This is a genomic window from Parafrankia discariae (genome assembly GCF_000373365.1).
GTDB lineage: Bacteria > Actinomycetota > Actinomycetes > Frankiales > Frankiaceae > Parafrankia > Parafrankia discariae.
Genome location: NZ_KB891290.1, coordinates 1 through 12,347 on the forward strand (window position 1 = coordinate 1; position 12,347 = coordinate 12,347).

Below are 12,347 nucleotides of genomic sequence, written 5' to 3' on the forward strand. Positions count from 1 at the left end.
GTCAGCGAGCTCGGCGATGTAGGCGTCGACCTCGGCCTCCAACGCGGCCGCGAGCATCCGCCGGGCACCCTCCCGGACGATCTCATCGATCAGCGACGGGCTACCCGCCGAACCATCAGCGGGCGTGTTCTCCTCGGGGACTACCGTGAGCACGGGCGTGCCTTCCCGACCGACGCGCCAACGTCGGCCTGACTGAGACCCAAACCTCGATCACCGGGAAGGTACGCCCTCCCCAACCGATCCACAGGTCTCAACCATTGCTCCCTGGTATCTGCCCCGAGCCGGCGGGAAGGTCGTATGGGCTCAGCTTCCGGCCACGACCCATCCGGACATCCACACCGACAACGCGGGCTCCCTGCCGACCCGATCACCTGCGCCCGGACCGGCCCCCATTACCCCTGTCACCTTTGACAGCGACCCCGCCATCCTGCAACGCGTCATCGACCGGCTACGCGGGCTCGACGACTGGCACCGGCCGTACCCCGGGCGCGGCGTGAGAGAACCACACGACACCGGTTCTCGCTGCCTCAAAGTCCAGCCAGGAGCCATGCGCCGATGACGATCGCTCGCCATGCCGTCCCCGAGAACCTACGCCCCGTGGTGCTGCTGGCCAGGATGCGCCACCTGGTACCCGCCGACCAGGTGGCGCAGGTGCTCGGCCTGTTCGTCCCCCCAATCGAACCGTCCCCCCACCGATGGGCCGCGCTCTGCGACGCCCTGGACACCTACGACCGCGCCCAACGAGCCGGAGCCGGTGATCTCGCGACCGCCCGTCAGCGGGTCGACTCGGCCGCGTCGGCGGTACTCGGTCTCGACCAGCCCCGACCCGCATAGTGCAAGCCCCGCGAGTACGAGGAGCTTCGATGACTCTCGCCAGCAGGCACTCCGTGACCGACAGCGGCCGTGGACGCAGCGGTGGCGCCCACCTGCGGCCATGACGCGCCGGAGACGCGCCGGCGCGAGAGCCGAGCAGAACGCCCTGCGGCTCGGCATGCTGGGCGCTGGCATGACCAGCGCGGAGATCGCCGACGAGTTCATCCGCCGGTACCAGTACCTTCCACGTGCGGCGTTGCGTCACGCCCACGGCTGGACGCTGCTACGGGCCGCCGAGTACATCAACACCCACGCGGCCCGTCTCGACCTCGACCCGCACGGCAGGGTCCCCATGACCGCCCCCCACCTAAGCGAACTGGAGAACTGGCCGTACCCGGCCGAACGGCGACGGCTCACCCCGCAGGTTCTCGCACTGCTGGCGTCGGTGTACGGGGCAGACGTCCCCGGCCTGCTGGACGGTCACGACCGCGCACGCCTGCGGCCCGCAGACCGGCTGGTGATCCATGCGATGGTGTACGGCGGCGGATGTGGCCGTAGCCGAGAACTAGCGGCAGCGCGCCCGTGGGCGCCGGCGCCAGCGTCGCTGGGCGCGCTCGCAGCGAATTCTGTTCTCGGAAGTATGCCGAACGTTGCTGACAAGGACATCAGTCTCGACGATATCGAGCCGTACTCATACCCGGATAGCGACACCGGGCCGTGCGCAGCGAGCGAGCAACGGCATCGGGCTCGCGGCTCTGGTGGCGCCCAGTTCCCAGCAGACCTCCCGGTCCGTCGCCTTTGGCACGCGCCCGAACTAGCTGACCTCCCGTCCCGAGAAGAGCATCCTCATGGCGGCGGACGGGCAGCTGCGGCTCTGGTTGCACGCAGACCAGACAGGGTGAGCGGCGCCGTTCCGTGGTAGCCGTCTCACCCAACGTGTACACTAGGTCCGGTTCGTCGGCCGCTGCGTGTGATAGCGAGGGTGACAAACTGAACGGCTCTCAGCCTTGGCGCCCACAGCTCATATCGCTAGATGTCGGCGGCACCATAGCGAGAACGAGAGGCATCGGGCTAGCGGGCCTTCTCGCCTCAAAGTCACGCCTCTCGAAGCCTCTCACCCGCAGGATCATCCGAAGATGCTTGCACACCGCTCCGAGTGTGACGCAGGATCTCATCCAGGATTTGTGCCAACGGCTGGACATCGCTGCTTCTGGACTGGGCGACATTGTAGCCGCTCGACTTGAGCCCGTGCCATATCTCGATCAGGCCCTACGTGATCTCGCGCATCTCGCTCCCGTCGTCACTCTGTCAAATGTCAGTGCCGCAGAGTTCGATGAGGGAGAGCTGCGTCGAGTTACCGCGCCGTACGTTGTGGAGTTCTACCCCTCTTGTCGTACCGGCTTTGCTAAGCCTGATCCCCGTGCCTTCCGTCATGTCGCCCGGACCCATGGCGTGCCTATCTCCGATCTGGTACACATCGGAGATAGCTGGGAGTGCGACATCCTCGGAGCTACGAGGGCAGGCGCAGTGCCGGTCTGGGTTCGCCCGACAGATTCCCCTGATCTGGGATACTCGACACCGCTTTCGGTTAGCAATCTTCTGGCCGCGGTTCACCTTCTCCATCGAATTGTTCACCGTTAGTCTCGTCGAGTAGCATGAAGGATGCTTAATGAGTAATTTTGCGGGCCTCGCAGCCTACTATAGTGAGTTCCGGCCCGGCATCCCGCCCAAGGTTGCGCAGGTCTTGGCGGACGCCGTGGCTGGTGAGCCTCATCGGACGCTGCTGGATCTCGGGACCGGCACCGGCCAAGTAATTCAGGCACTCCACAAGCCGTTCGTCGATATTATCGGCGCCGATCCCGATATCGAGATGCTGGAGCTGGCCGAAAAGAACTGTCAGCCCTTTGCCTCCCCAGGCAGAATAATCCGATTTTTTGGCGCCTCCGCTGAAAGCTTCGCTGCTCCCGACGGCTGGCGAGCCTCCCTTGTGACTATCTGCCGTGCCTTCCATTGGATGGAACAATCGCGGGTGCTGGCATCGCTCGAACCCATCGTCCATTCTGGCGGCGCTGTCGCCATCTTCGGTGACAGCAGCTTCTGGGAAGCCAGCAGTGAGTGGAAGAAGGGCGTGCGGGCTGTCATTCAAGAGTTCTTGGGTGAGCGGCGGCGAGCCGGTGGCGGGGTGTTCTCGCACCACAATCGTCCCTACAGCGAAATCCTAGCCGAGTCGCCGTTCCACGAGGTCGAAGAGGTGACGGTCCCGGTCAGAAGGACCTGGACCGCCGACAGCATCCTGGGCTACCTCTACTCCACATCTTTTGCGGCCCCTCCACTCTTCGGGGACAGACTCAGCTCCTTTGAGGCGCGCATTCGCGAGGTACTCGCCCAGCACTCCAGCTCCGACACCTATGAGGAAGATAACGAGTTTCTCATCCGCCTCGGGCGCAGGAGCTCCTAATGTCTTCGTACTGGCCGGCCCGTGAACCCGTTGCCCGGCACGTTGGCCGGCTCACCTCGCCGGCAATTTCCACAGAGATGACCTCGGACGCGGTTCTCTGCCTGCCCATTGGATCGTACGAACAGCACGGGCCCCATCTGCCGATCTACACTGATACCATTCTCGCCGAAGGATTCGCCTTTGCAGCCGTCGACCGATGGGGCGACACCTACAATGCCTGGGCACTGCCAACCATTCCGTATGGCCTGGCCCGCGAACACAAATGGGCAGCCGGCGCCGTCTCCTTTTCGGTGCGCGTCTTCTCGGACATGCTGCTCGGCATCTGCGCCGAGCTGGCAGACTCTTTTCCTGCCCGAAACCTCCTCGTCGTTAACGGCCACGGCGGCAACCGCGGCATCCTGGAAGCGCTCGTCTACGAGATCAAAGACCTCCATGGGATCAACGCCTGCATCACTCATCCAACGGCGCTCGCTAAGGTCCCTTCAGGGTCGCTGCTGCCAGAAGTCCACGGAGGGATGAGCGAGACGTCGGTCATGCTCGCGCTGGCTCCCACCGAGGTTTTCCTGGACCGGCTGCCGGATTCGTACGCGCCTGACCCCAGCCTGGCCAAAGGTGCTCGCGATCTTATTCTTGATCGCGGCGTCACCTGGCCCTGGACATCCAACGACCCGGCCATCGGGGTGAGTGGACTCATCGGGGATGCGCGCCAGGCCAACCTTGAACTCGGACGCAAGATTGTTGATAGTGCCACCGAGGCCTACGGTCCTGTTCTCGCCCGCCTAGTCGAGCGGCGGTAGGTGTGCCCGGCGAGCCTGCACCCGCCGCTATTGCAGCGGTCCAGAAATTTGAGCGGGCGGCCAACTACCTGAGTGTGGCGCTCATGTACCTGCGGTCGAACCCGATGCTCAGCCGGTCCCTCTCTCCCGAGGATCTCAAGCCGCGAGCCGTCGGACACTGGGGCTGCACGCCGGGCATCGCCTTCATCTGGGCGAACCTCCTGGCAGCCATCACCGCCACCGAGGCCGACGTCCGGCTGTTCGTGGGCACCGGCCATGCCGGCGCTGCCTGGCTCGCCTGCACCTACCTCGAAGGATCATGCGCCGAAGGCGGCGACGACGAGGACGCGCTCGCCGCCCTCGTCGCCGCCTTCGGCCGAGCCAACGGACTACCTACCGAGCTGGACCCCCGGCTGCCCGGCGTCCTGTGGCCGTCGGGGGAAATCGGCCACGCTCTCGCCGTCGCCCAAGGCCACGCTCTCGCTGCGCCCGACGCCCGCACCGTCGTCGTGCTCGGTGATGGCGAGCTGGAAACCGCGCCGACCATCGCCGCCATCAGCGGCGGTGAGGTTCTCGGCCCCTCCCTTCCCTTGACCGTGATCGTCAACCACAACGGGCAGCGGATGGGCGGCCCCAGCCACGCGGCCGGCTGGAGTGACGAGCGCATCAGCGCCTTCTTCGCGCCGCTGGATGGCCACTGCGAGATCGTCAATGGCTTCGACGTTCCGATCATGCTTCCGCTTCTGCAAGCTGCCCTCACCAGTCCGGGGCCGCGGGTCATCGTCGTCCGGTCCGATAAAGGTGCTGGCGTGCCGCCGCTGGCCGGTACGCATATCGCTGGCACCCCGGGAGCCCATAAGGCGCCGCTCAAAGCAGTCACCTCGACGGCTCAGCTGGGGTGGTTGGCGTCGTGGCTCCAGTCCTACCAGCCCCAGGAGTTCTTCCGCCACGGACGTCTGACCCGGGACGTCTTTACGCAGATCCTGCCGCCGGCCTTCCACCTCCCTGGCACCGCCCGTCGACGTATCAGCTCGCCGGGTGTTGCCCCACCGCCCCACAGGGCCGAGTTCGTCGACGCTCCTCAGTCCGCGCCGGAGGCTTTCATTGCGACCCTGCGCGAGCTGCCTGCCGACGGTCTGGCCGTCGTGACCTCCCCCGACGAGCTCAGCTCCAACCGGTTGGGGGACCTAGCCGGCGCCAATGCCCAGGTGATCGAACATCTCTCGGAGCACCTGTGCGGGGCGTGGACCGTCGGCGCCGCGACCGCCGGCCGTCTCAGCTGGTTCACCAGCTACGACGCCTTCGCCCCGTTAGCCGCCTCCCTGATGGTTCAGTACCTCAAGGCCTCCGCCATCGACCTCCCCCAGGGCCTCCCAGAGGCACGGGCGCCCGTCGGTGTCTTCCTCACCAGCCTCGGCTGGCGCAATTCCTACAGCCACCAGGAGCCGGGCTTTGCGACCGGCCTGTTAGAGCAGCAGTCGCCACATCTGCGCTGCTACCTGCCGGCGACCGCGGCGTCCATGCGGGCCGCTGTCCAGGCTGGCAGCAGCGAACGCCGCACCCTCACCTGCGTCGTGGCTGACAAACATCGGCGCTACCACGGCCCGAACTGGTCCCGGCTGCCGGACGGCATCCCGTTCACCATCCTCAGACAAAGCACAAGCGGTCGAGCCCCGTCGCCGCGCACGGTCCTGATCGTGGCAGGCGACTACCTCGTCGACGAAGCCGTCCGGGCCGCCGAGGCCGCCCGGTATCTCCACCCGGACCACCACGTCGACGTCGTGGTCCTGGAAGAACTCACCTGGCTCTACCGCCAGGACACCTCCAGCCACACCTTTCGGGCCGAACTCACCAGCTTCCTCGCTGCCGCCGGCCACGCCGTACTCGTGACCAGCCTGTACGGCGCTGTGCCCGCCGAACTCGTCCGGCAGGTCCTACCCCCGGGCGTCTCGCTGAGCGTCCGTAGCTTTCGCGCCAGTTCCAGAGCCGTCAGCGCCGTCGGCATGTTGCTGGAAGCCGGATGTACCTGGCCGCAGCTCGCCGACGCCATCCTCGCCGCAGCGTCCACCGACGCTGCCCACCAGCACCTGCGAGACCTGGAGAACCGGCTCAGGGAGGAGACCCAGGACACCTACGACGACCCCGACTGGTACTGGCACCGCACCGTGGCCCGCTCGCTCAGTGAAGGCTTGGAGGACACCCCGTGACCGTGCGTGCTCCATCATTGACCAACGTCGCCCGGCTGGCAGCCGAGTACGCCGTCCCCATACCCGACGTACTCCTCATGGCCCTCAACCTGCACGGCCTGGCCACCGACATCGGCAACGGACGCGCTCGGATGGAAGTCCGCCTGGACCAAGCACCGGCTCAGGAGTGGCATGTCATCGTTCCGACCGGCCAACCCGCCAGCGAATATGAGGTGGCAGAAGGCGCGTTGCTGCTGTCGGGGCAGCCGGTGGGCACCGTACGCCTCGTCGAACACGACGACGCCAAGCTCGGCTACTTCCGGGACACCGGGCGGGTCATCACCGCCAACACCAACCGCCGGTCCACCTGCACCGGCTGCGTCTTCTGCCCTAACACCATGACCGATGCCAACGACCCGCGGATTTACCGGGAAGACGCCGAAATCCGGGCCCTGCTGACCTCCGTCCTGGCGGAACGCCGTTGGGCTGATCTGTCCTCGGTACGCGAGATCAACCTCTCGACGGGCTGCTTCGGTGAGGAAGCCCGCGCCCTGGCTCATCTGGCAGGACTGCGCGCCATTCTCGGGGAGCACGGATTCGGCGGTCGTCTCGGCATCCTCACCTCCGTCATCCGCAGTGCCCAAGGCCTGCGGACGTTCGCCGACGTCGGGCCAGCGGCGGTCTTTCTCACGCTGGAGTGCCTGACCCGACGCGACGTGCTCCTGAAAGACACCAAGGCCGATCTCACCCCAGCCGAAGCCATCCAGGTCCTGCGCCGCGCCCGCGAAGCAGGAGTGTCCACCGGTGTGATGCTCGTGATCGGGCTCGACGACCTCACCGATGTCGCCGACTGGCTCAGCGAAGCGGCGCTCTACCTGACCGACTTCCCCAACCTGCAGATCTTCCAGTCCCACAGCCCTTTCATGAGTATCTTTCGGATGCCCGGAGCGGACACCATCGAGTACTTCCTCACCGCGCGTAAGCGCCTTGAGGCGGTCTTGCTGCCCACCGGGTTGCGACCGCAGCCGTGGCAGAACTACCGGCCGCTATGGCACTACGGCTTCGGCTCCGAACGCCTGCTCGGCTCGTGACGCCATGGAACCCACCATCGCCCAAGTCGCAGTAGCAGCAGGCTGCCCGACGCTCCTACTGCACTCACCAGTCCTTGCCGGCCGGCCCGCCGGCCGCATTGAAATCAGCCTGGGTGGCAGGCGGCTTCGCGCACTGGCACTTGCCATGAATGGCTCAGACGATCTGCTCGTAGCCCTCCCCGGCGCTGTCACCCAAGACCTGCCGCTCGCCACCCCGACCGTTGCACTGACCGCCATCCGCCTCCTCGACAACGAGCTTCCGCCGGAGCGGGTGGCGGCGCGGCTGCGGCTGCTCATCGCCGGAGACGGTGCGTCCACGCAGCTGGGCGACCGGGCAGCCCGTCACGCCCTCCTGTTCCTCCTCGAAGCCAGAGACCCCGGTCTCAGGCGCCAACGGCTTGCCCTGCTGCACACCGCGCTTACCTCGTCCACGCCTCCCGAAGGGACATCCGGTGGCCCTGCCGCACCTGAGCCGCGCTGAACACGAGGGCTTTGTCCGTGATGGCCTGGTCGTGCGGCGGGGCCTTCTCAGCCCGGCCCAGGTGGACGGTGCCCGGAAGCTCGTCGAGGCCGCCCTCCCACCGGTGATGACGGATCGCCAGCTGCGCGACTACACCCAGACGACCTTTGTCCCCACACTCGGCTCGCACCCCGCGCTCCTGGACCTGCTGCGCGGTACCGCGGTCGCGTCACTCGCTGCCGACTTGCTCCGGCCCACCGGCTATGAACCCGTGGCCAAGGTACAGATCCAGATCCGCCTGCCCGAAGCGCAGCCTCCCGCACTCCAACCCGACAAAGCCATGCACGTCGACGGCGTCGCCTGTCCGCACCTTGATGCCGCTGAACTCCGGACCTTCACCCTGCTCGTCGGCATCTTCCTGACCCCTGTGACCGGGGGCGACGAGGGCGGGCTTCGCGTCGTGCGCGGCGGCCATCTGACCATGGCCCGCTGGTTCCAGGAAGACTGGTACCCGGGCTGCCCCGAGCAGACGCCGGCCAGCATCACGAGCGAGCCCGGTGAGGTCGTCGTAGGCGAGCCGGGTGACATCCTGTTTATGCACCACGCCACCCCGCACGCCGTGGGCTCCAACCACACATCGACGCCCCGGATCATGCTGTATTACCGCTTGAAGGCTATCGGTCACGACACGCGGCGACTGGCCGCACTCCGGGACCCATGGTTGGAGTACCCCGCACTACGCGACCTTGCCCCGGTATGAACCCCAACGCGGCAGTAGCCTCCGGCCGAGCGGCCGAACTGGGACACAAGCTGCGACGCAAGGCTGTCCAGGTCTTGGCACCACTCATCGCTGGACGATCCGTCATCCTGACCGCTGGTGCCGCCCGCAACCGCCCGCTGGAACGCGCCTTTCGTGAGGCAGGAGCACAGGGGGTAAGTAGCGTCGCGCTACCGGCCAACCGGGCGGCTTCAATCCGGCAGTTGCTCATGGTCCAGGAGGAGCAACTGCGCCGGCCCCCCGGCCCCCTTGCGGCGGCCTTTGATGCTGTTGACCCCGCCAGACAGGCCGTGATCTATGCAGGCTCCTTCACCGCTTGCGATCAGGTGGACGGCCGCCGCGTGCTTGGCTCTCGCTCGGCCGCCCAGTTCGCCTTGGAGTCCAAGGACCATCAGGCCGCGATCATCGGGCCGGATGACAGCACCAAGCGGCTTGTAGCGATCGGCACCGACGAGCGCCACCGTACGGTCGAGCTCCTCGCCGAGCCGCTCATCCGCTCCGGCGGGGCCGTACTATCCGGGGTGCCGTACGACTTTCCCGCCCTTGGCGCCAGCCATATCTATCTGGCCCGCTCGGCGTCCGACGTGGCCCGGCTGCTACCTGTCCTCGCCACCGACTGCCGCCAGGTGCGGCTGTCCCGTTTCAACCGTGGCTGGCCCTGCACCTATTACGGCTTCGTCGGTCCGTCCTGGTCATGCCAGGTCGGTCCCTTCGAAGCCCTGGTCTTTGTGGACCGGCGGTCCGGGCGTATACGCGCCTTCGGCATTGCCGGGCCGGTCCAGCTGGACCCCGCCGGCGGTGAGGGGACACGGGCCACGGTGTCGCGGGTAGCTTCGCGTCTGGCCGCGACGGGCTACAGGGGCGCGTTCGGCGTCGATGGTGTCGTCGAAGGCGCCGAATACGTCGTGCACGAGGTCAATCCTCGCGTCTGCGCCGGCATGTCGCTGGTCAACGAGCTGGCGGCCCACGAACTTTCAGGGATGCTGATCGATCTCGTGCTTCGGGAGCGCCCCCATGAGGCGAGTGTCGCATTTTCGACAGATTTGCCAGTTTTCGCGGTGACCCTCAGTCAATCACCGCCCGCCCTACGCATCTGGGACGGCTCTACCGCGGGGTTGCCACCTCTCACCGGCGCCGCCTTGTCGGCTGCCTGGCTGACAAGCCTTCGCCAAGCGCTCGCTGGGGGCACACTCCAGCCGCTTGGGGAGGCAGAGTGACAGCCAAAATCACCCGCGTGCGGGCGGTTACCCTCGCCGGCCCCGACTTCGCGCCGGGCGACGAGACGCAGTTCGTCGTCGTGGCGTCCGACGATTACGACGGCTGGTACGGCCCCATCCCCGCGGTCTTCACTCCCCGCCTGGTACAGATGTTCACACGCTGCCTCGTAGGTCGCCCGGTGGAAGACCATGACGACCTCCAGCACCGGATTCAAGCAGCGGTGACCAGAAATGCTCTAGCCCGCTCGATCGCTCGCTGGGCCGTGGGAGCCCTCGATTGCGCCGGCTGGGACCTCCATGGCCGGATAGTGGGGCGGCCCGTGGCCGAGCTACTCACGGCCGAAGCCGCAGAATCGGTGCCGCTGTACGCATCACATCTTTCGGTCGAACTCGTAAGCCCAGATATCGTGGCAGAGCGTCAGGACTTGGCAGCAGCAGGGTTCCGCCTGACCAAGTGGAGCCTCCGGCAGCCACCCACCGGGGCGTCCGAGCCGCTCCTGGCGGCCATGCGGCGGCTGATGGAGGACGCACCCCATCCGCTGGCCTTCGATGGGCACGGTACTTGGAGCGCCGAGTCCATACCCATACTGGGAGAGCTGTCGCGGGCTGACCACCTATGGTGGCTGGAAGATCTCCTGTCGACATCCACCGCTGGGGCATACCGCAACGTCGCGAGCACAAACACCAAGGTCGCCGTCGGCGAACGATTAGTCGACGTGCCGGCCGCCATCCAGATCGTGCGCGAGACTGCAGTTTCGACCTTGACGCCAGATGTCGTCTGGCTCGGTGGCATTACCCCGACGACGAGGCTGCTTCGGGACACTAACTTCCGGAAGCTCCCGGTCTTCCTCCACGGCCGGGCCTATCTGCCGGCGTTGCAGGTGGCCGCGGCCTTCGATGACACAGTGGGGGCCGTCGAGTTCCGCATCCAATGGGAACCGCGGCGTCAGCGCCTCTACCAGCGGCCCTCGCTGCCGCGCCAGGGGGCCGCCGACATCGGCGGCGTCGGACTGGGCGGCATGCCCGATCTGGCCAAGTACCAGTGCACCACGATTGATGGATGGGAGAGGATATAGATCATGGAGCTGCTCGCCACATCCCAAGTTACCCGAGCTGCCCGCATCATCGAGGGCGGCGGGCTGGTGGTCGTTCCAACGGCACGGTGGTACATGATCTGCTGCGACGCAGGGAACTCAGAAGCCTGCGCCCGCATCTACCAGGCCAAACGTCGCCCTCTGGCTAAATCCCTGTTGCTCGTACTGCCGCAAACACTCGCGGCCAAAGAATATTTCCTGATTGATGAGGCGACTGAACGACTCATGCGCCACCTATGGCCCGGAGACCTCGCGCTCCGGCTCCGGTGGGCTTCAGGCGAATTCGGAGCCCGGTACGCAGCGGTCGGAGACAAAGTCGCCCTTGTGGGACAGCCGGCCGGCATCCTGGGCGAGTTAGCCACAGAGTGCTCCGCTCATATTGCCGCGACCTCCGCCAACATTTCCGGCACCCCGACCAGTCCGGACGAAGGACCGTCGATCTCTATCCCGGAGGTGACCGCCTTCGCGGAAACCGCCAGCGTACCCATCGATGCCCTGATCGACGGTGGGCTCTGCCCGCAGTTCCTCCACATGACCATCGTTGACTGCGCCACTACCAACAAACCGCCGCGAATCGAACGTGAGGGGACAACGCACCGGCGGGCCGTAGAGACTGCCTTGCGGTGGGGCTGAATACCCAGGTCGCGAATCAAGCGGGAGCTAGCTGGGCGGCGGCCGGGCATGCCACAGTGCTGGCGGGTTGCGCTTCAAGATCGCCGTGTGCGTGCTGAGGGTGTGGGGGGTGCCAGATCCGCCAGGCTGGTTGGGAGACGGGTGGCGGGTGCGAGCGGTCGACAGGTCCACGTGCGTAGGGCTTCGGCATCCTTGCGTCGAGCAAATGCGCGGGCGAGGCGGTTGGCGACGGCAACTGAGTCAGCGTCAACGTCGCGTGCCGCTACCCGGTGCGTGGTGATCCCCATCTGCTTGAGTTCCTCGTCGCGATTACGGTCGTCGGCCTTTGCACGAGCGGTGTCGTGGGAGGAGCCGTCGATTTCCACGCAGATCTTCAGGGGCGGGCAGTACAGGTCCATTCGGCGTCCGCCGATCGGAACCTGTGGTATCCATGGAAACGTCGGCGGCATCTGCCGTAGGAAGAACCACAGTCGGCGTTCGGTGCTGTTCGTGGCGGGTGGATGCTGGCTTCCGTGCCCGCGGGCCGCGAACCACAGCCCGTCGGCGAAGGCGCGGTTCCGCGATCCCCGCCGGTACTGTGAGGGATCGCCGACCCAGGCGCAATGCCGTGAAGCTTAAGGCGATCTTGCTGGGGTTTGGTCAGGCCGCGCGTGGGGTGAGTGGGTGGAGTCGGATCGTGGCGGGGCCCGGGTGGCGGATCGAGGCGGGTTCGTCGGGTTTCTTGACGCGGTAGCTGTTGTGCCGGGCGCGTTTGACGACCCGGGGGCAGGTGCGGTGACGCCGTGGCGGGTTGAGCGTGCGGGTGATCTCGGTGTGGAACCGGGGTAGCCGGGTGTTCCAG

The 12,347-nt window shown here is 66.5% G+C and carries 12 protein-coding genes and 2 pseudogenes; 10 read left to right on the forward strand and 4 right to left on the reverse strand.

Annotation, left to right across the window (positions count from 1 at the left end; translation table 11 throughout):
• Nucleotides 1–153 (reverse strand): annotated as a pseudogene (locus tag B056_RS43385) (IS256 family transposase); the annotation flags it as partial.
• 402 nt (nucleotides 154–555) lie between these two features.
• Between B056_RS43385 and B056_RS39090 the strand changes: the two are divergent.
• The 6 genes from B056_RS39090 to B056_RS0134305 all read left to right on the forward strand — a co-directional run bounded on the left by B056_RS39090 (nucleotide 556) and on the right by B056_RS0134305 (nucleotide 7,324).
• On the forward strand, nucleotides 556–834 hold the full coding sequence (locus B056_RS39090; RefSeq protein ID WP_035753819.1) for a hypothetical protein: 279 nt from the start codon (nucleotides 556–558) through the stop codon (nucleotides 832–834).
• A gap of 1,137 nt (nucleotides 835–1,971) precedes the next feature.
• Nucleotides 1,972–2,454, forward strand: a complete 483-nt coding sequence (locus B056_RS46325) for an HAD family hydrolase (RefSeq protein WP_195905990.1) — start codon at nucleotides 1,972–1,974, stop codon at nucleotides 2,452–2,454.
• A gap of 28 nt (nucleotides 2,455–2,482) precedes the next feature.
• Nucleotides 2,483–3,271 (forward strand): class I SAM-dependent methyltransferase, encoded by a 789-nt coding sequence (locus B056_RS0134290; protein ID WP_018506349.1) that lies wholly within the window; start codon nucleotides 2,483–2,485, stop codon nucleotides 3,269–3,271.
• On the forward strand, nucleotides 3,271–4,068 hold the full coding sequence (locus B056_RS0134295; RefSeq protein WP_084647305.1) for a creatininase family protein: 798 nt from the start codon (nucleotides 3,271–3,273) through the stop codon (nucleotides 4,066–4,068). The genes B056_RS0134290 and B056_RS0134295 overlap by 1 nt, the downstream gene beginning before the upstream one ends.
• A gap of 2 nt (nucleotides 4,069–4,070) precedes the next feature.
• The gene (locus tag B056_RS0134300; RefSeq protein WP_035753811.1) at nucleotides 4,071–6,254 is read left to right on the forward strand and encodes a phosphoketolase family protein; all 2,184 of its coding nucleotides are present in this window, start codon (nucleotides 4,071–4,073) and stop codon (nucleotides 6,252–6,254) included.
• Nucleotides 6,251–7,324, forward strand: coding sequence for a radical SAM protein (locus B056_RS0134305; protein ID WP_154677389.1), 1,074 nt, complete (start codon nucleotides 6,251–6,253; stop codon nucleotides 7,322–7,324). Before B056_RS0134300 ends, B056_RS0134305 begins: the two co-directional genes overlap by 4 nt.
• 154 nt (nucleotides 7,325–7,478) lie before the next feature.
• Here the strand turns inward: B056_RS0134305 and B056_RS0134310 are convergent, their stop codons facing one another.
• Entirely contained in the window at nucleotides 7,479–7,736 is a 258-nt protein-coding gene (locus B056_RS0134310) for a hypothetical protein (RefSeq protein ID WP_018506353.1), read from the reverse strand.
• Between the two features lie 40 nt (nucleotides 7,737–7,776).
• On the opposite strand from B056_RS0134310, the gene B056_RS0134315 reads away from it, so the two are divergent.
• Genes B056_RS0134315 through B056_RS40115 form a run of 4 tightly spaced genes read left to right on the forward strand, consistent with a single transcriptional unit; the run spans nucleotide 7,777 to nucleotide 11,506 of the window.
• Complete coding sequence (locus tag B056_RS0134315) at nucleotides 7,777–8,544, forward strand: phytanoyl-CoA dioxygenase family protein (protein WP_018506354.1); 768 nt, start codon at nucleotides 7,777–7,779, stop codon at nucleotides 8,542–8,544.
• A complete protein-coding gene (locus B056_RS0134320) occupies nucleotides 8,541–9,779 on the forward strand; it encodes a hypothetical protein (RefSeq protein WP_230203326.1) in 1,239 nt (412 codons plus the stop codon). The genes B056_RS0134315 and B056_RS0134320 overlap by 4 nt, the downstream gene beginning before the upstream one ends.
• On the forward strand, nucleotides 9,776–10,855 hold the full coding sequence (locus tag B056_RS0134325; RefSeq protein ID WP_035753815.1) for an enolase C-terminal domain-like protein: 1,080 nt from the start codon (nucleotides 9,776–9,778) through the stop codon (nucleotides 10,853–10,855). Before B056_RS0134320 ends, B056_RS0134325 begins: the two co-directional genes overlap by 4 nt.
• 3 nt (nucleotides 10,856–10,858) lie before the next feature.
• A complete protein-coding gene (locus B056_RS40115) occupies nucleotides 10,859–11,506 on the forward strand; it encodes a Sua5/YciO/YrdC/YwlC family protein (protein WP_035753817.1) in 648 nt (215 codons plus the stop codon).
• 74 nt (nucleotides 11,507–11,580) lie between these two features.
• Here the strand turns inward: B056_RS40115 and B056_RS46330 are convergent, their stop codons facing one another.
• A complete protein-coding gene (locus B056_RS46330; RefSeq protein ID WP_407672454.1) occupies nucleotides 11,581–12,042 on the reverse strand; it encodes an endonuclease domain-containing protein in 462 nt (153 codons plus the stop codon).
• A gap of 103 nt (nucleotides 12,043–12,145) precedes the next feature.
• Nucleotides 12,146–12,347: pseudogene (locus B056_RS45240) on the reverse strand (hypothetical protein); the annotation flags it as partial.

Excerpts from the sequence above, each read along its gene's own strand:
- B056_RS40115 (WP_035753817.1), top strand. The coding sequence starts at position 10,859 with ATGGAGCTGCTCGCCACATCCCAAGTTACCCGAGCTGCCCGCATCATC.
- B056_RS0134295 (WP_084647305.1), top strand. The coding sequence starts at position 3,271 with ATGTCTTCGTACTGGCCGGCCCGTGAACCCGTTGCCCGGCACGTTGGC.
- B056_RS0134290 (WP_018506349.1), top strand. The coding sequence starts at position 2,483 with ATGAGTAATTTTGCGGGCCTCGCAGCCTACTATAGTGAGTTCCGGCCC.
- B056_RS39090 (WP_035753819.1), top strand. The coding sequence starts at position 556 with ATGACGATCGCTCGCCATGCCGTCCCCGAGAACCTACGCCCCGTGGTG.
- B056_RS0134320 (WP_230203326.1), top strand. The coding sequence starts at position 8,541 with ATGAACCCCAACGCGGCAGTAGCCTCCGGCCGAGCGGCCGAACTGGGA.